Source organism: Dokdonella sp. GW821-FHT11D02 (assembly GCF_058808595.1).
Genome location: NZ_CM179520.1, coordinates 2,390,020 through 2,406,110 on the forward strand (window position 1 = coordinate 2,390,020; position 16,091 = coordinate 2,406,110).

The following is a 16,091-nucleotide window of genomic DNA, read 5'->3' on the forward strand; positions in this document are numbered from 1 at the left end:
TCGCGAAAGCGCGCTGCTCGCATCGCTCGCTCGCATCGCTCGGACGATGGCCGCGATCGCAATGTCGCTGGCCGGCGCGACGGTCGCCGCGAAGTCAGCGCTTCACGGTCGCCTGGTCGTCCAGGCTCGGCGGCAGCACGCGCTCGCCGGCGAGGCGGCGCGCTTGCGCGATCGCGTTGCGTGTCGCCGCCGGCTGTCCCAGAGCGTGATACAGGCGTGCCTGCAGCAAGGCCGCGTCGTAGCTGCGCGGTGCCCAACTGGCGACGCGCGCGGCGACCGCACCGGCGCGCGCAAGATCGCCGCGTTGGATCAGCCAGCCGGCGTAGACGTCGCACACATCGAGCAGATCTTCCGGCACGCGCGCGGCTTCCGCTTGCGCCAGCGCGTTTTCGAATGCGGCCGACGCGGCGGCCGCATCGCCGGCGGCGACCGCTTGTTCGGCCGCGGCGAGCGCCGCGTACAGACGCGCGCCGGGTGCTCCGTCACGGGTCGCCCATTCGTTCATCTTGATCGCGTTCGGTGCGGCCTCGGGCGAGCGCTGCGCGATCTGCGCGCGCAATTGCAGCAACCAGGCATTCGCGCGTTCGCGCGGCGTTTCCGCTTCCCAAGTTTTGGCCAGTGCGGCCGTGCTGAGAGTGACCGCCTCGCCGATATCGCCGGCGGCCAAGGCCATGCGCGCGGCGATGATGCGGGCAGAGCCGAGCAGGGCTTCGTCGGCGTCCTTTTCCGCTTCCTTCAGCACGCCTTGCAGGAGCTTGCGTGCATCGGCGATCCGACCGTTCGCGTCGAGCGCGTCGATGCGCGCCAAGGTCGCGTAACGCGCGTACTGCGGATTGGGTTCGCGCGTGACCAACTCGCGCAGACGCGGCTCGCCGACCAGCGCGGCGGCCGGATCGAGCAGGGACAGATGCGCGTACGAAGCGGCCACGCGCACGAACAATTCGCTGCTCAAATCGTGGAAGGTCGCCATGCGCTCGGCGGCGCTGTCGAGCAGAGGCAGCGCTTCGGCGTACCGTTCGCGGCGCGCTTCGAGAATGCCGAGATTGGCGTCGACGCGCGCGATGCCGAACCGGTCGCCGACGCTTTCGAACACGACTCTTCCCTGCGCGAAATCGGTCACCGCCTGGTCGAATCGGAATTGCGCACTGCGTGCGATCGCGCGGCCGACGTAGGCGTTGCCGAGTTCGACCGACGGCGCCAGATCGCCGAGCAAGGCGATCGACTGCTCGGCCAAGCGTTCCACGCGCGGATAGTCGTCGCGGCGCAAGTAGATGTTGCCGACGCCGGCGAGCACGCGCGCGTGCAGCAAGGGATCGTCCTTGACCGAGGTCATGCCGAGCAGCGTTTCGTATTCGCTCTGCGCGGCGTCGAGGCGACCGCTTTGGAACTCCGCGCCGGCGCGGCGCAGGCGCACTTCCGGCAGCGCGCGCTGCTCGGCGTCGAGGCTGTCGAGCAGGGCGCGCGCGGTGTCGGGCTGGTCCGCCAGCTTGGCCGCATCGACCTGTTGCAGCAGGCCGGCCAGCGCGCGCTCGCGCGGCGGCAACAAATCGCCGTCGCTCGGCGGCGTCAGGCCGAGCGCGCGTGCGGCATGGTCGGCGGCGGCGCGCGCGGCTTCGGGCAGGTCGCGCGCCTCGCCGTCGGCGAGCAGCGGCGGGTCGCGGCCGTGCAGGCTGCGAATGGTCACGCGCCAGTAGCCGCCGGCCTGCTGCGCCTGCGCGTCGAGCACGAGGCTGGTCGCGGTGCTGCGCGCCAGTTCGCGCGCGGACTCGGCGTCGCTCGGCGTGTCGCTGCGGCCGCGCAGCAGCGCGATCACGTTGTCGCTCGGCAGCATCGGTTGGCCGGAACCGCGCAGACGGTCGGCGATCAAGTCCATCGCGCCGAGCCGCGCCCAGGCGTAACGCGGATCGCCCGCGATCGTCACCGGCAGCAGCAGGGCGAGATGCGTGGATGCGGTCGGCGCCGGCGCCTCCCGGTGTGCGTAGCCGATCCAGGCCACTACTGCAGCCGCCGCGAGCGCGAGCAGCAGAGCGGCGGCGTACAGCGGCTTGCGCGTTCGCGTCGCGGCAGGCGCCGGCGGCAGTCGAGTCACGACAACGGGCGCTGCGGCTTCCGGCACGGTGACTGGCTCGGGCGGCGCGGGCGGGCTTTCCGTGTCCTCTTCGACCAGCGTGGTCGGCGCGACCCAAGAAAAGCCGAAGCGCGGCACCGTGCGGATCATGCGGCGATCGCCTTCGGTGTCGCCGAGCGCGCGCCGCGCGCGCAGCATGACCTGGTCGAGCAGGTTGTCGGTGACTTCGGTGCGACCCCACACCGCCGCGATCAGCTCGTCGCGGCCGACCGCACGCTCGCGGTGCTCGGCCAGGTAGGCGATGCAGTCGAATACTTTCGGCGGCAGACTCAACAGATCCTCGCCGCGGCGCAGTTCGCGTCGGGCCGGGTCGAGCAGGAAGGGTTCGAAACGTAATTGCGCCAAGCGGGTCGATCCTTACGCAGGACGAGAACGCGGCGCCACGCGCCCCGAACGGTCCGAAGGATACCGATGGTAACGGCTCCACTGCGCGCGACGCAGTGCCGATGGTCGTTACCGGCGCAATCCCCAAGAACGCCGATTGAGAGGACGGCCGAGCGTGGTCGAGCGTTGCGCTCGAGCTGGCGCGGGGGCGGCGATCAGCGTCCGCGCGGAATCGGCGGCGCCGCCGCAGCGGCGAGCGGGCTGCGGCGGCAGGCGTCGTTGGCGTGGCGCAGGGTTGCGGCTGCGCCGCAGACGTCGATGGTCGCCGCGCTCGCGCCGCCGCCGAGCAGGGCGATCGCATCGCTCGCACGCAGGCGCGAATCGAGCTGCAGCAGCAAGGCGATCGCGCCGCTGACGTGAGCGGCGGCAAGCGAACTGCCGGAGGCGTAGTCGTAGCGGCCGCCGGGTTCGAGGGTGAGGATGTCGCGCCCCGGCGCAGCGAGCACGGCGCCGCCGGGATGCGCTTGATCGGCGTCGGCGACCGCGACCACGCCGGGCACGTTCAGTGGGAACCCGTCCAGGCGCCTGTCCGGCGGCACCGCACCGACCAGGATCGCGCCGTGGCGGACGGCGTAACCGGCCAATTGTTCGAGCAGCGGGTCGGACGGACCGCCGAGGCTGAGGTTGACGATCTGCGCGCCGGCGTCGATCGCCGCGCCGAGCGCGAGCGCGAGGGTGAACGAATTGCAGCTGGCGCTGGTGCCGCCGGCTTGCGCGCTCCAGCAAGCGCGGTACGCATACAGGCGTGCACCCGGCGCGACGCCGGCGATGCCGAGGCGGTTGTTGGCGACCGCCGCGATCACGCCGGCGACTTCGGTGCCGTGGCGATCGTTGCTGGCCGGCATGGCCGGATCGTCGACGAAGTCGCGCTGCGCGGCGATGCGCTCGCGCAGATCCGGGTGGCCGGCGTCGACGCCGGCATCGATCAGCGCGACGCGCACGCCGCTGCCGTTGCTCCAGCGCTGCGCCTGATCGGCGCCGATCGCGGAAAAACCGCGCTGCAAGCCGACGTAGGGATCGTTGTAGGCGCTGTCCGCGGCGGGCGCCGCCGGGGCGCTCGTCGGCGGCGCGGTCAGCGTTTGAAATTGCTGCAAGGGCTGCGCGAGCTGCACGCGCGCGTCGCGGCGCAGGCGCGCCAACAGCTCGTCGCGATCGACATCGGCGGGAATCTGGTACAGCATGCAGCGCAGGCGCAGCGGATTGATCGTCCAGGCCGACACTTCGTGCAACGCGTAATCGCGCGCGAGCCGCGTCGCGCCGCTGCGGCTGCGCGTGCTGCCGCCGTAGTTGGGCAGGCCGGCGTAACCGCGCGGAGTCGCGCCGACCGCCGGTGACGGATCGGGCTTGTCGGCGATCGCCACCACCAGCATGCGCTCGGCGTCGCCGCGGCTGGGCGGTGCGGCCGCCGTCGGCGTCGCCGCGCCGGCGCTGTGCACGAACAGCCACGCGGCGCATGCGAGGGCGCCGCACAAGATGCGTGCGAATCGCGGCGACAGACGGGCGCGCATGCGTTTCATCAATGCGCCGACGGCGAGGCGCCGATCGGTTCGACCAGCAGCACGCCGGGCTGGCGGCGCAGACGTTCGATCAGCTCCGCGGTGACCAGGGTGGGCGCATCGGTTTCCGAAGCGAGGCCATAGATCGAACCGCCGGCGTTGCTCTCGACGATGCGCAGGTTTTCGGCAGCGAGCATCTTCTGCAATTCGGCCAGGGTCAGGGTCGGCGCCGGCACCAGGCGGATCGTCGCTTGGGTGGCGTGTGCGGGGGCGCTGGTCAGAGTGCGATAAGCCGGTGCGCGTTCGCGCTGCAACAGCACGACGGCGAACAAGGCCAGGCCGATCGCCTGCACCACCACCGCCGCGATCAGCGCACGGCCGCCGAGCCGGAAGCCGCGCGCCGCCTGCGTGCGCGGCGATTCGTTGCGCAGCGGCGCGGCTGCCGTTTCGGCGTCCATGCGGGCGAGCAGCCGGCGCAGGCCGTCCTGCGCATCGGCTTCGACCGGCGCGGGCGCTTCGGCCGCGATGCCGGCGTGCAGACGGCATTGGAAGGCGTACTCGTCGCGGCAGTCGGCGCATTCGGCCAAGTGCCGTTCGAGCGTTTCCCGCTCGGTCGCGCCGGCGCTGCCGTTGACGACCCAGGGAATCAGGTCCCAGATTTCACGGTGGGAGAGGGTGGGCGTGTTCATCGTTTCGTCCTCGCCGCGGGCGCGGCGCTGGTTGCTTCGCCGCCGAGCGCGGGCAGCGTATTGCGCAGGCGCAGTCGTGCGTGGAACAGGCGCGCTTTCACCGTGCCGACCGCCACGTCCATGATCGCGGCGATTTCCTCGCAGGACTGGCCGAGATAGTAGGCCAGCTCCATCGTCATCCGCAGTTCGGGCGGCAGCGCGAGCAGGCCGTGGCGGACCCAGTCGCGCAGCTCGCGCTGTTCGGCTTCCGCCGCGCCGCCGCCGACGTCTTCGCTCGCCGCGGCGGACCAATCCAGCGGCTCGGGGCGGTCGCGCAGCGCCTTCATCAGGCGGCGGTAGGCGATGCCGATGATCCAGGTCGCCACCTTGGCGTCGCCGCGGAACTCGTTGGCGCTGCGCCAGACCACCCACATCGTCTCGTTGACGATCTCTTCGACCAGATCGCGCCGCGAGGTATGGCGCGCCAAAAAGCGCGTCAGGCGGCCGTGGTGCTGCAGATACAACCGCTCGAACGCGACGCGATCACCACCGGCGACGCGGCGCAGCCACTCCAGATCGAGGGCGGCGGCGCTGGCGCGCGCTTCCTCCTCGTGCGCTGGGGGGCTGGGGCGATCGGGGTCGGCTGCGTTCAAGGACGGGTCTCCGGCATCGTGCGGATGCCTTGGCCGTATGTACCATGAGTGAACAAAAAGGTTGTGCGAAGCACGGATCGCGCAGACGAACGGCCGAACGGCCGTCCGAACCCGCTAGGATCGGCGCGGCGGAATTCTCAATGGGACAGGCATGGCGGCAAGCACGATGCGCACCCGCGGCGTCGCGGCGACGATGTGCTCGGTGCTGGGCGCGTGGTCGGGCGCATTCGCGCCGTCCGTGCTGGCGGCCGAAGGCTGGGGCGGTTCGCTCGGCTTCGCCAGCAACAATCTCTACCGCGGCCGCAGCCTGACTCTCGACCGCCCGGCCTGGCTGGCGGATCTGCGCTACGAATTTGGCCCCGACTGGGTGATCGGCGTCGACGCCAGCGCCGAGCGCGCCGAATACGAAGGCGCCGCGGCGCAGCTGGCCTTGCGCGTGGACCGACGCTGGCAGCTGGGCGAGAACTGGGCGGCCAAGGTCGGCGTGGCGCATTACGAACAGCCGTGGAGTTTTTGGAGCAACCAGCTGCGCTACGACGAAGTCAGTGCCGCGGTCGGTTACGATGGCCGTTGGAGCGTGAGCGTGGCGCTGTCGCCCAACCGCACCGCCGTCTACACCTACACCTTTCCAGAGCGCAAAGGCTTCGCCGCCTGGACCGAAGCGAGCTTCCGCCAGCCGATCGCCGGCCGCCTCGCCGCCGACTTCGGCCTCGGCTACGCCTATCTGGCGCGCAGCGGCGACGCCAACTACCGCTACGGCAACGTCGGCCTCAGCTACGGCATCGGCGAGGTCGATCTCTACCTCGCGCGCGTCTGGAGCAGCGGCGATGCGCCGTACTACTGGTGGGAGAACAATCGCGGCGTGCGGCCGGGGCGGGCGCGCTGGTTGGCTTCGGCGGTGTGGAATTTCTAGTTCGCCGCCGCGCGATCAGCGCGCCCCGGCGTCGATTAGGAGCTGCGCGATCTCTTTCTGGCCGCGCTGCCGTGCGTGCTGCAACGGCGTGACGCCTTCGCCGTCGGCGAGACTCACGTCGGCGCGAGCCTCGATCAACAGCCGCACGATGTCGAGATGCCGCTTGCCGCCATCACCGAGGATGATCGCCTCCAGCAAGGCGGTCCAGCCCAAGCCATTGACGTGGTCGACGTCGACGCCGGCCTCGATCAACAGGCGCGCCGCCTCGACGTAGCCGCGTTCCGCCGCGGGAATGAGAGCGGTGCCGCCGTAGCGGTTGGTGGCTTGCAGATTCGCGCCGTGGCTCAGGGTCATGCGCAGGATGTCCAGATGACCGCGTGCGCCGGCGTAGAGATAAGGGCTGTCGTAGATCGCGTCCTTCGCGTTCACGTCGGCGCCCGCGTCGATCAGGATCTTGGCGACGTCGACGTGGTTGGCATGCGTGGCGATCAGCAAGGACGTGCGTCCGTTGCGATCGCGCGACTCGATGTTCGCGCCCTGGCCGAGCAGGTGGCGAATCACATCGGCATTTCCTTTCGCCGACGCGTCGAGCAAGCGCTCGCCGAGCTGTTCCTTTGCTTCGATCGAGCCCGGAACGAAGGTAGCGAGGATGAGCACGCACAGCATCGTCATGGTCGGCATGGGTGACCTCTCGAGGCAACGCCCGCTTCGGATCGGAGTGCCGCGCCATGCTAGAAGGCGGCGACACGATTTGAAAGCGAAACCTCCGCACGGCAGTTTTTGACAAGTCGGATGGGCCGTTCCAAAGCCGCCGCCGTGGCGGCTCGAGCGGAACGCAATGATGGCGAATCCGCAGCCGGATGCGAACACGAGGCCTCGCCGCGCAGGCGCGCGGCGAGGCCTCGTCGGTCAGGCCGCCTTGGCTTGCGCGGCGCGCAGTTGCCGCGCCGCTTCGACCATCGCCGCGAGCGCGGCACGCGTTTCAGGCCAGCCGCGCGTTTTCAGACCGCAGTCGGGATTGACCCAGAGCTGGCGCGCGTCGAGCACGGCGCCGGCCTTGTGCAGCAGCGCGCTCATCTCCGCCACCGACGGCAGGCGCGGCGAATGGATGTCGTACACGCCCGGGCCGATGCCGTTCGGATAGCGAAAGCGCACGAACGCATCGAGCAGTTCCATGCGCGAACGCGAGGTCTCGATCGAGATTACGTCGGCGTCCATCGCGGCGACCGCGTCGATGATGTCGTTGAACTCCGAGTAGCACATGTGCGTGTGGATCTGCGTGTCGTCGGCGACGCCGGCGGCGCTGATGCGGAAACACTCCACCGCCCAGTCCAGATAGGCCGGCCAGTCGGCGCGGCGCAGCGGCAAGCCTTCGCGCAGCGCGGGTTCGTCGATCTGGATCACGCGCACGCCGGCCCGTTCGAGGTCGAGCACCTCGTCGCGCAGCGCCAGCGCGATCTGGCGGCAGGTGGTCGCGCGCGGCTGGTCGTCGCGCACGAACGACCACTGCAGCATCGTCACCGGTCCCGTCAGCATGCCCTTCATCGGTTTTTCGGTGAGCGACTGCGCGTACTGCGACCAATAGACCGTCATCGGCTCGGGACGCTGCACGTCGCCGTAGATGACCGGCGGCTTGACGCAGCGCGAACCGTAGCTCTGCACCCAGCCGTTCTGGGTGAACAGGTAGCCGTCGAGCTGTTCGCCGAAGTACTCGACCATGTCGTTGCGCTCGAACTCGCCGTGCACCAGCACGTCGAGGCCGATCTCTTCCTGGAAGCGCACGCAGCGCTCCGTCTCGGCGGCGAGGAAGGCGTCGTAGTCGGCGTCGGAGAGTTTGCCGGAGCGGTTCTTCGCACGCGCCTGACGCACGTCCTTGGTCTGCGGAAACGAGCCGATCGTGGTGGTCGGGAACAGCGGCAGGTCGAGCCAGGCGTCTTGCGCATCGCGTCGAGCGGCGTAGGGCGACTGCCGGCGCGTCTGCGCCGCGTCGAGCGCGGCCACGCGTGCGGCGACCTGCGGCTTGTGCACTTTGTTCGAGCTGCGCCGCGCTTGCAGCCGCTCGCGCGCGAGTTCGAGTGTGGAGGCGGTGTAGAACGCGCCTTTGAGCGCATCGGCCAACACACGCAACTCGTCCAGCTTCTGTCGCGCGAAGGCGAGCCAGGCGACCAGGTTCGCCGGCAGCTCGGTTTCGAGCTTGCTGTCGACCGGCACGTGCAGCAAGGAGCACGACGGCGCCAGCTGCAGGCGCTCGGCACCGACGCGCTCGGCCACGTGACGCACGAGTTCGAGCGCGCGGTCGAGGTCGGCGCGCCAGACGTTGCGGCCGTCGACGACGCCGATCGACAGCGCGCGCTCGGCCGGCAGGCTTGCGAGCACGCTGTCGATCTGCTGCGGCGCGCGCACCAGATCGACGTGCAGGCCGTCGACCGGCAGTTCCATCGCGAGGTCGAGGTTGTCGCCGAGCGCGCCGAAATAGGTCGTCAGCATCAGCTGCGGACGCTCGACGGCGGCCAGCGCGGCATACGCATGCCGATACGCGGCGTGGTCGTCGGCGTCCTGGTCGAGCACGAGGCAGGGCTCGTCGATCTGTACCCAGCTCGCACCGGCCGCTTTCAGGCGCGCCAGCAGCTCGGCGTAGACCGGCAACAGGCGGTCGAGCAAGTGCAGGCGGTCGCTGCCGTCGGTGGTCTTGGACAAGAGCAGGAAGCTGACCGGACCGAGCAACACCGGCCGCGCCTCGAGGCCGAGCTGTTTGGCTTCCAGGTATTCGGCGATCGGCTTGTCGCCGCGCAGGCGGAACGATTGTGCGGCGTGCAGCTCGGGCACGAGATAGTGGTAGTTGGTGTCGAACCACTTGGTCATTTCGAGCGCGGGCAGATCGAAGCCGTCGGTCTGCACGCCGCGCGCGAGCGCGAAGTAGCCGGCCAAGGGATCGCGGTCGGCCAGCGCGCGGTAGCGATCGGGAATGGCGTCGAACAGAAAGGCGGTGTCGAGCACGTGGTCGTACAGCGAGAAGTCGTTGCACGGCACCAGGTCGGTGCCGGCTTCGCGTTGCAGGCGCCAGTGGCGATGGCGCAGCTCGGCGGCGGTTTCCAGCAGTTGCGGTGCGGCGAGTTCGCCGCGCCAATATTCTTCCAGCGCCGATTTCAGTTCGCGCTTCGCGCCGATGCGCGGGAAGCCGAGATTGCTAACGAGTGTCATGGATGCGTTTCCTCATGCGTGATGGGCAGTGAGGAACGAAGGAACCGCGCGCCGGCAGCGCTCTTGCGAGGCACGCCGTCACGCCAGCGACCTTCGCCCCCGCGGGCGATCCGGAACGGCGTGGAGGGCGCGCAGGGACGCAGCACGCGAGCGAGCGCCCGCGCGAACGTTCCGGCCGCTTCCCCGCGGAAGCTCCAGGTCAGACGGAGATCTCTCTCCGGCCAAGGCAGGTCTTCGGGCTCGTGGACGAGGAACGCTGACGCGTTCCGCCTACTGTCCGCCGCTTCCCGGCCCGGTCGGGCCAGTGCTGTTGGCGAAGGTCGTTTCCACACACCGCTGCGGGGCAGCGCCGGAATTGGTCTTGCGACCGCACCGGCTTCCCTTTTAATCCATCTCTCTATTCGAATAGAAAGATAAAACCATTGGCGTGCGCACCGTACGCATCTCGCGAGATGCCGTCAAGAGTGCGGCCCTGCCGCGCTCAGCCGGCGCAGACCGCGGCGGCGCACTGCGCGGCGATCCACTCCTCGTTGGTCGGTTCGACCGCGACGAGGATGCTGCTGGTGTCGGTCGAGATGGTGCCGGCGTGGCGCGCATTGCGTTCGCCGTCGAGCGCGATGCCGAGCCAGCCGAGTTCGCCGCAGATGCGCGCGCGCAAGGTCGCGTTGTGCTCGCCGATGCCGGCGCTGAAGACGAGCAGGTCGAGCCCGCCGAGCACGGCGGCGAGCGCGCCGATCTCGCGCACGATGCGGCGCACGTACAGCGCGAGCGCGAGGCGCACGCGTTCGTCTTCCGATTCCTTCGGCAGCAGCTGCTGCGGATCGGAGGAAACGCCGGAAACGCCGAGCAGGCCGGAACGGTGGTAGAGCAGGTCGGCGACCTGGTCGACGTCGAGCCGTTCGATCTGCATCAGATAGAGCAGGGCGCCAGGATCGAGTGCGCCGCAGCGCGTGCCCATCATCAGACCGTCGAGCGCGGAAAACCCCATCGTGGTGGCGACGCTCCGCAATTCGCGCATCGCGCATAGGCTGGCGCCGCTGCCCAAGTGCGCGCAGATCGTGCGGCCGCGCGCAAGCTCGCCGTAACGCTCGCCCAAGGCGATCGAGAGATAGTGGTAGGACAGGCCATGGAAACCGTAACGGCGCAGGCCGCGCTGCCAAGCGTCATAGGGCAGCGGCAGCAGCTGCTCGACGATGGGCATGTCGTGGTGGAAGGCGGTATCGAAGCAGGCGATCTGCGGCAGCGCGGGTTGCGCCTGCAGCAGCGCCTCGATCGCGTCGAGCGCGAACGGCTGATGCAAGGGCGCGAGCGGAATGTAGCCGCGCAGATCGGCCAGCACCGCCGCATCCACGCGTACCGGTTCGAAGTACTTGGCGCCGCCGTGCACGACGCGATGCGCCACCGCGAGCAGGCGCACGCCGTCGAGCTGCGCTTGCACGCGCTCGCGAATGTGTTTCAACGCGGCGTGGTACGGGCGCTCGGCATCGAGCGCGAGCGCGCGCTGCGGCGCGCCGCTCTCGTCGAAAGTGGCTTGCCCGCTGCCGACGCCGTTGACCTTGCCGCTCCACAGCGGCTGCCGCGGCAGCGGCCGCGTGGCGGCATCGAACAACGCGAACTTGATGCTGGAAGAGCCGCAATTGAGAACCAGGATGCGTTCGCTCACGGCTTCGCGGTCCGGTAGCGGTTGGCCACCAGCACCGCCAACGCGCAGGAGGCGACGCGGGTCGCGCGCGAATCGGCGCGGCTGGTCAGGATCACCGGCACGCGCGCGCCGAGCACGATGCCGGCGCTGGCGGCGCCGCCGAGGTATTCGAGTTGCTTGGCCAGCATGTTGCCGCTTTCGAGATCCGGCACGATCAAGATGTCGGCGCGCCCTGCCACTTCCGACTCGATGCCCTTGATGCGCGCCGCTTCGCTCGAGATCGCGTTGTCGAACGCGAGCGGACCATCGAGCAGGGCGCCTGCGATCTGGCCGCGATCGGCCATCTTGCACAGCGCTGCCGCATCCAGCGTGGCCGGCATGCGCGGATTGACCGTCTCGACCGCAGCGAGGATCGCCACGCGCGGCGTCGCCGCGCCGATCAGGCGCGCGAGCTCGATTGCGTTGCGCACGATGTCGGCCTTTTCTTCCAAGGTTGGCGCGATGTTGATCGCCGCGTCGGCGATGATGAACGGCCGCGGATAAGCCGGCGTCTGCATCAAATAGCAATGCGAAACGCGCCGTGCCGTGCGCAGGCCGGCGTCGCGTTCGAGTACGGCGCTCATCAGCTCGTCGGTGTGCAGGCTGCCTTTCATCAAGGCCTCGACGCGCCCGCCGGCGGCGAGTTCGACCGCGCGCGTGGCGGCCGCATGACTGTGCGGCGCGTCGTCGATGGCGAGGCCGGCCAAATCCAAGCCGGCCTTTTGCGCGACCGCTTCGATCTTCGTACGCGATCCGATCACCACCGGATCGATCAGGCCGGCCGCTTTCGCATCCAGCACGGCGGCGAGGCTGGTTTCGTCGCAGGGGTGGACCACGGCGACGCGGATCGCGCCGAGCGTGCGCGCGAGTTCGAGCAGCGAGCGGCCATCGACGAGGATGTCTTCGGCGGGCGGTTGCGCGGCGGCGTCGTTCATGTGGATCTCGCATGGTCGAGGTAGCGGCCGATGATGCGACCTGAACGCAATGAACGGAAGACAACGCCCCGTGCAAGCCGCTTGACAATTACGTTTACAGATGTAGTCTTCGATCATAATTTACACGAGTAAACAAAGATGCGCATCAGCGAAGCGGAAAGCCAGGTGATGGAAGTGCTGTGGACGTCGGCGCCGCGCAGCGCCGAAGAAGTCTGCGCGGCGCTGGAGGGCAGCCAGAGCTGGCAGGAAGCGACGGTGAAGACCTTGCTGAACCGCCTGCTCAACAAAGGCGCCATCGCGGCGGTGCGCGACGGCCGCCGCTATCTGTACCGGCCGCTGATCAAGCGCACCGACTACGTGCATGCCGAAAGCAAGAGCCTGCTCGACCGTTTGTTCGACGGTCGGGTCGCGCCGCTGGTGGCGCACTTCTCCGAGCGCGCCAAGCTGAGCAAGAAGGACCTCGCGGAAATCCGCGCCCTGATCGAGAAGCTCGACCGTGACCGCTGACCTGTTACGAAATCTGCTCACGGCGAGTTTGACCGGTTCGCTCGCCATCCTGCTCGTCCTCGCGCTGCGCGTACCGGTGCGGCGCTGGTTCGGCGCGCAGGCGTCCTACGCGCTGTGGGCGCTGGTACCCGCGACCTTGCTGATGGGTCTGCTGCCGGCGCCGACCAAGCCGATGCTGCGCACGATCATCGGTTTCGGCGACGTTCCGGCAGATACCGCCGCGGCCGCCTCCGGTGTGGCGGAGTCGCTGCTCACGGCGGTCGCGCCCGATCTTTCGCTGCTGCTGGCGGCGCTCTGGTTGGTCGGCGGCGTGTCGACGGCCGCGGCCTTCGCACGCCAGCAACGCCGCTATCGCCAGAGCCTCGGACGCTTGCATCCGCTCGGACCCGCGTTCGGACCCGAAGTGCTGCGCTCGGCCGCGACCGAACACGGGCCGGCGCTGATCGGCGCGTTGCGTCCGCGCATCGTGCTGCCGGCGGATTTCGATCGGCGCTACGACGCACGCGAGCGCGAACTGGTGCTCGCTCACGAGCGCGTGCATCTGACGCGCTGGGACACACGCATCAACGCGTTCGTCACGCTGCTGCGCTGTCTGAATTGGTTCAACCCCTTGCTGCACTTCGCCGCGGCCAAGCTTCGCTTCGATCAGGAGCTGGCCTGTGATGCGGCGGTGATCGCCCGTTTTCCGGAAGCGCGCCGGCCCTATGCCGACGCGATGTTGAAGACGCAACTGGCCGAGCAGAGATGGCAGGAGCTGCCTCTGCCGGCCGGTTGCCATTGGTCCGCCGTCCATCCTTTGAAAGAGAGAATCCTCATGCTCAAACATCCTTTGCCGACACCGCTGCGGCGCAGCGCGGGTTGGCTGTTCGCTGCCGCCTTGTGCGCGGCCGGCTCCTACGTCGCCTGGCAGGCGCAGCCCGCGCACGCGGCTCCACAACAGACGGCCGGCGCTTACACCGGTATCGGCTTCAGCGTGCACATCGCCGGGCACGATCCGAGTCAGACGATCGAATTCGACACCACCGGCGTCAGCCTGAATACCGACACGGCGACCGCCATTCCTCGTACGCCGGAACTAAAGGACGACGAGGCCGCGTCGTTGCCGACCGTGATGCCGCGCCTCTACGCCACTGCCGATCAGAACTTCGGGTACGCGCAGACGATCGAACGCTCCGAAATCGATTCTCAAGCCGAGTTCGTGCCGGCCGCGCGCGTCAGCCAGTTCTACCAGGAGTACGGCAAGCCGGCGCATATCCGCTACGGCACGCCGGACGATCGGCGCGAGATCGCCTTGACCGCGACGCCGGACGGCGACGCGACGCGCGTGCGCATCGAATTCACGCGGCGCGGCCAGGCGGCGCAACCGGTCGAACTGACGGTGGCCGACGGCAAGTCGTTCGATCTCAAGAGTGCCGCCGGTCAAGTGCGCGCGGTGCTCGACGGGCTGGACGATGTCTCGTTCACGCTGGAGCGCGCGCGGACCTCCGAGCTCGCCGAGACGATTCCGTGGAATGACGTTTCAGTCACCCCGGCCGCACCGCTGAATTGAGATCCGGCCGTTCCACTCGTGCCTAGAAGGCGGCGGTCTCCGCGATCGGGAGATCGCCGCCTTAGCATCTTGCTCTGTGTGATTTACGGTACGAAGCTCAAGAACAGATACGCGGCGAACATCACCAGATGGACCACGCCGGGCAGCATCGTCGTGCGGCCGGTGCGCAGCGAGATCGAGACGACGAACAAAGACAGCACCAGCAGCACGGTCGACTTCGTGTCGATGCCGAGCGCCAGCGGCCAGCCCATCGTGACCGCCAGCACCGCGACGGTGGGCACGGTCAGGCCGATGCTCGCGATGGCCGAGCCGATCGCCAGATTCAAACTGGTCTGCAAACGGTTCGCATGCGCCGCGCGCACCGCGGCGACGCTCTCGGGCATCAGCACGATCGCTGCGATCAGAATACCGAGCGTCGCCGCCGGCGCGCCGGCGGCGAGCAGCAGGGCTTCGATCGACGGCGAGATGCCCTTCGCGCTCAACACCACCGCGACCAGCGCGACCAGCAGCAGCACCAGGCTGACCACGGCTTCGTGCGCGGTCGGCTGCGCGGCGTGCTCGTCCGGATCGCTTGAGTCCTCGCTGCGCGGCAGGAAGTAGTCGCGATGGCGGATGGTCTGGAACACGGTGAACGCGGCGAACAGCACCAGCGTCGCCACCGCGACGAAGATCAGCTGGCTATTGGTATAGACCGGCCCGGGTGCGCTGGTCGAATAGTTCGGCACGATCAAGGTGAACACCACGATCACGGTCAGGGTGCCTAAGGCTGCGTTGATGCCGTCGAGGTTGAAGCCTTGCACGTGATGTTTGCGGCCGCCGACGAGCAAGCTGGCGCCGATGATGCCGTTGAGGATGATCATCACCGCGGCGAACACGGTGTCGCGCGCGAGGCCGGCGGTGGCTTCGCCGCCCGACAGCATCATCGAGACGATCAAGGCCACCTCGATGACGGTGACCGCGAGCGCCAGCACCAAGGTGCCGAACGGTTCGCCGACGCGATGGGCGATCACCTCCGCATGATGCACCGAGGCGATCACGCTGCCGATCAGGGCCAGCACGAGCAGGGCGACGAGGCCGGGAAGTCCCGGCGCGGCCCACGACAGCGCGAGCACGGCGATGCTGAGCGGCGGCACCGCGATCGTCCATCGAGGATTGTGTTGGATGGGCTGGCTCATGCGATCGGCGCCTGACGAAGTCGACAGCCATCCTAACCCAGGCCGTTTTCGCGTTTGCGCCCGCGACGCCCACCGCCGACGACCGATCGGCCGTCGGCGGCGAGCGTGATTGCCGCCTCAGCCGAGCCGCATCGACAGCTCGACCTCCTCGGCGAACGGAATCGACAGATAGCCCGACGCCGGCGAACGTACGCGCTGCAAGTACTCGGGGCAGTAGTCGGCGTTGTCGGCGACGATCAGCGCGCCCGGTCGCAAGCGGCTTTGCAACAGATCGAGAATGTCCGAATACAGCGCCTTGGCGCCGTCGAGCAGGAGCAGGTCGATGGTCGGCGGCAGGTCGACGGCCAGCGTGCGCAGTGCGTCGCCTTCGCGGATCTCGACCAGATCGATTACGCCGGCAGCGGCGAGATTGCGACGCGCCTGCGCCGCCTTGGACGGCTCGAACTCGCTTCCGATCAGACGGCCGCCGCCGTTGTCGCGCAACGCGGCGGCGAGATGCAGGGTCGAGATGCCGAACGAGGTGCCGAATTCGACGATCGTCTGCGCGCGGCTGCTGCGCGCGAGCAGGTAGAGCAGGGTGCCGGTTTCGCGCGAGACGGCGAGCGGAACGTCCTTGAGTTGTGCGTAGAAATCGCGGTACTCGGTCTTGCTGCGCATCAGGCGCTCGTGCTCGTCGTCCGACAGCGCGGCGAGGGCGGGAATCGCCGCGGGCGAGGCGCGCGCGTCGTCGTCGAACAGGCGCTCGAGCAGGGGCGCCAGCGGCGCTGTGGTCAGGGTGGTCATGCGGTTCTCCATCGGTGT

At 68.9% G+C, this 16,091-nt stretch carries 13 protein-coding genes and 1 riboswitch; of the genes, 3 read left to right on the plus strand and 10 right to left on the minus strand.

Going from position 1 to position 16,091, the window contains the following annotated elements:
* Positions 1-94: 94 nt before the first annotated feature.
* The 4 genes from AC3QL3_RS10010 to AC3QL3_RS10025 all read right to left on the minus strand — a co-directional run bounded on the left by AC3QL3_RS10010 (position 95) and on the right by AC3QL3_RS10025 (position 5,329).
* Positions 95-2,473, minus strand: coding sequence for a winged helix-turn-helix domain-containing protein (locus AC3QL3_RS10010; RefSeq protein WP_492898542.1), 2,379 nt, complete (start codon positions 2,471-2,473; stop codon positions 95-97).
* 194 nt (positions 2,474-2,667) lie between these two features.
* Positions 2,668-4,029 carry a S8 family peptidase gene (locus tag AC3QL3_RS10015; protein WP_492898544.1) on the minus strand — a complete coding sequence of 454 codons (1,362 nt, stop codon included), beginning with the start codon at positions 4,027-4,029 and terminating at the stop codon, positions 2,668-2,670.
* Positions 4,029-4,697, minus strand: coding sequence for a zf-HC2 domain-containing protein (locus tag AC3QL3_RS10020; protein ID WP_492898546.1), 669 nt, complete (start codon positions 4,695-4,697; stop codon positions 4,029-4,031). The genes AC3QL3_RS10015 and AC3QL3_RS10020 overlap by 1 nt, the downstream gene beginning before the upstream one ends.
* Positions 4,694-5,329, minus strand: a complete 636-nt coding sequence (locus AC3QL3_RS10025) for an RNA polymerase sigma factor (protein WP_492898548.1) — start codon at positions 5,327-5,329, stop codon at positions 4,694-4,696. The genes AC3QL3_RS10020 and AC3QL3_RS10025 overlap by 4 nt, the downstream gene beginning before the upstream one ends.
* A gap of 166 nt (positions 5,330-5,495) precedes the next feature.
* On the opposite strand from AC3QL3_RS10025, the gene AC3QL3_RS10030 reads away from it, so the two are divergent.
* Complete coding sequence (locus tag AC3QL3_RS10030; RefSeq protein WP_492898549.1) at positions 5,496-6,242, plus strand: TorF family putative porin; 747 nt, start codon at positions 5,496-5,498, stop codon at positions 6,240-6,242.
* A gap of 15 nt (positions 6,243-6,257) precedes the next feature.
* Here the strand turns inward: AC3QL3_RS10030 and AC3QL3_RS10035 are convergent, their stop codons facing one another.
* The 4 genes from AC3QL3_RS10035 to AC3QL3_RS10050 all read right to left on the minus strand — a co-directional run bounded on the left by AC3QL3_RS10035 (position 6,258) and on the right by AC3QL3_RS10050 (position 12,176).
* Complete coding sequence (locus AC3QL3_RS10035) at positions 6,258-6,923, minus strand: ankyrin repeat domain-containing protein (protein WP_492898551.1); 666 nt, start codon at positions 6,921-6,923, stop codon at positions 6,258-6,260.
* Positions 6,924-7,151: 228 nt separating this feature from the next.
* Positions 7,152-9,443 carry a 5-methyltetrahydropteroyltriglutamate--homocysteine S-methyltransferase gene (gene metE, locus AC3QL3_RS10040; protein ID WP_492898553.1) on the minus strand — a complete coding sequence of 764 codons (2,292 nt, stop codon included), beginning with the start codon at positions 9,441-9,443 and terminating at the stop codon, positions 7,152-7,154.
* A 208-nt stretch (positions 9,444-9,651) separates the two neighbouring features.
* A riboswitch (cobalamin riboswitch) is annotated at positions 9,652-9,883 on the minus strand.
* Positions 9,884-9,924: 41 nt separating this feature from the next.
* Complete coding sequence (locus AC3QL3_RS10045) at positions 9,925-11,106, minus strand: acetate/propionate family kinase (protein WP_492898555.1); 1,182 nt, start codon at positions 11,104-11,106, stop codon at positions 9,925-9,927.
* A complete protein-coding gene (locus AC3QL3_RS10050; protein ID WP_492898557.1) occupies positions 11,103-12,176 on the minus strand; it encodes a bifunctional enoyl-CoA hydratase/phosphate acetyltransferase in 1,074 nt (357 codons plus the stop codon). Before AC3QL3_RS10050 ends, AC3QL3_RS10045 begins: the two co-directional genes overlap by 4 nt.
* Positions 12,177-12,197: 21 nt before the next feature.
* Here AC3QL3_RS10050 and AC3QL3_RS10055 point away from each other — a divergent pair, with 21 nt between their 5' ends.
* Positions 12,198-12,566 (plus strand): BlaI/MecI/CopY family transcriptional regulator, encoded by a 369-nt coding sequence (locus AC3QL3_RS10055; protein WP_492898559.1) that lies wholly within the window; start codon positions 12,198-12,200, stop codon positions 12,564-12,566.
* The gene (locus tag AC3QL3_RS10060; RefSeq protein WP_492898561.1) at positions 12,556-14,115 is read left to right on the plus strand and encodes a M56 family metallopeptidase; all 1,560 of its coding nucleotides are present in this window, start codon (positions 12,556-12,558) and stop codon (positions 14,113-14,115) included. Before AC3QL3_RS10055 ends, AC3QL3_RS10060 begins: the two co-directional genes overlap by 11 nt.
* A gap of 83 nt (positions 14,116-14,198) precedes the next feature.
* Here the strand turns inward: AC3QL3_RS10060 and AC3QL3_RS10065 are convergent, their stop codons facing one another.
* Together AC3QL3_RS10065 and AC3QL3_RS10070 are read right to left on the minus strand one after the other, a co-directional pair.
* Positions 14,199-15,290, minus strand: a complete 1,092-nt coding sequence (locus tag AC3QL3_RS10065; protein WP_492898563.1) for a calcium:cation antiporter — start codon at positions 15,288-15,290, stop codon at positions 14,199-14,201.
* 117 nt (positions 15,291-15,407) lie between these two features.
* Positions 15,408-16,073 (minus strand): O-methyltransferase, encoded by a 666-nt coding sequence (locus AC3QL3_RS10070; RefSeq protein ID WP_492898565.1) that lies wholly within the window; start codon positions 16,071-16,073, stop codon positions 15,408-15,410.
* Positions 16,074-16,091 lie beyond the last annotated feature (18 nt).

Coding starts and splice junctions, on each gene's coding strand:
- AC3QL3_RS10015 (WP_492898544.1), bottom strand. CDS start 4,029: ATGAAACGCATGCGCGCCCGTCTGTCGCCGCGATTCGCACGCATCTTG.
- AC3QL3_RS10020 (WP_492898546.1), bottom strand. CDS start 4,697: ATGAACACGCCCACCCTCTCCCACCGTGAAATCTGGGACCTGATTCCC.
- AC3QL3_RS10030 (WP_492898549.1), top strand. CDS start 5,496: ATGCGCACCCGCGGCGTCGCGGCGACGATGTGCTCGGTGCTGGGCGCG.
- AC3QL3_RS10035 (WP_492898551.1), bottom strand. CDS start 6,923: ATGCCGACCATGACGATGCTGTGCGTGCTCATCCTCGCTACCTTCGTT.
- metE (WP_492898553.1), bottom strand. CDS start 9,443: ATGACACTCGTTAGCAATCTCGGCTTCCCGCGCATCGGCGCGAAGCGC.
- AC3QL3_RS10050 (WP_492898557.1), bottom strand. CDS start 12,176: ATGATCGAAGACTACATCTGTAAACGTAATTGTCAAGCGGCTTGCACG.
- AC3QL3_RS10055 (WP_492898559.1), top strand. CDS start 12,198: ATGCGCATCAGCGAAGCGGAAAGCCAGGTGATGGAAGTGCTGTGGACG.
- AC3QL3_RS10065 (WP_492898563.1), bottom strand. CDS start 15,290: ATGAGCCAGCCCATCCAACACAATCCTCGATGGACGATCGCGGTGCCG.
- AC3QL3_RS10070 (WP_492898565.1), bottom strand. CDS start 16,073: ATGACCACCCTGACCACAGCGCCGCTGGCGCCCCTGCTCGAGCGCCTG.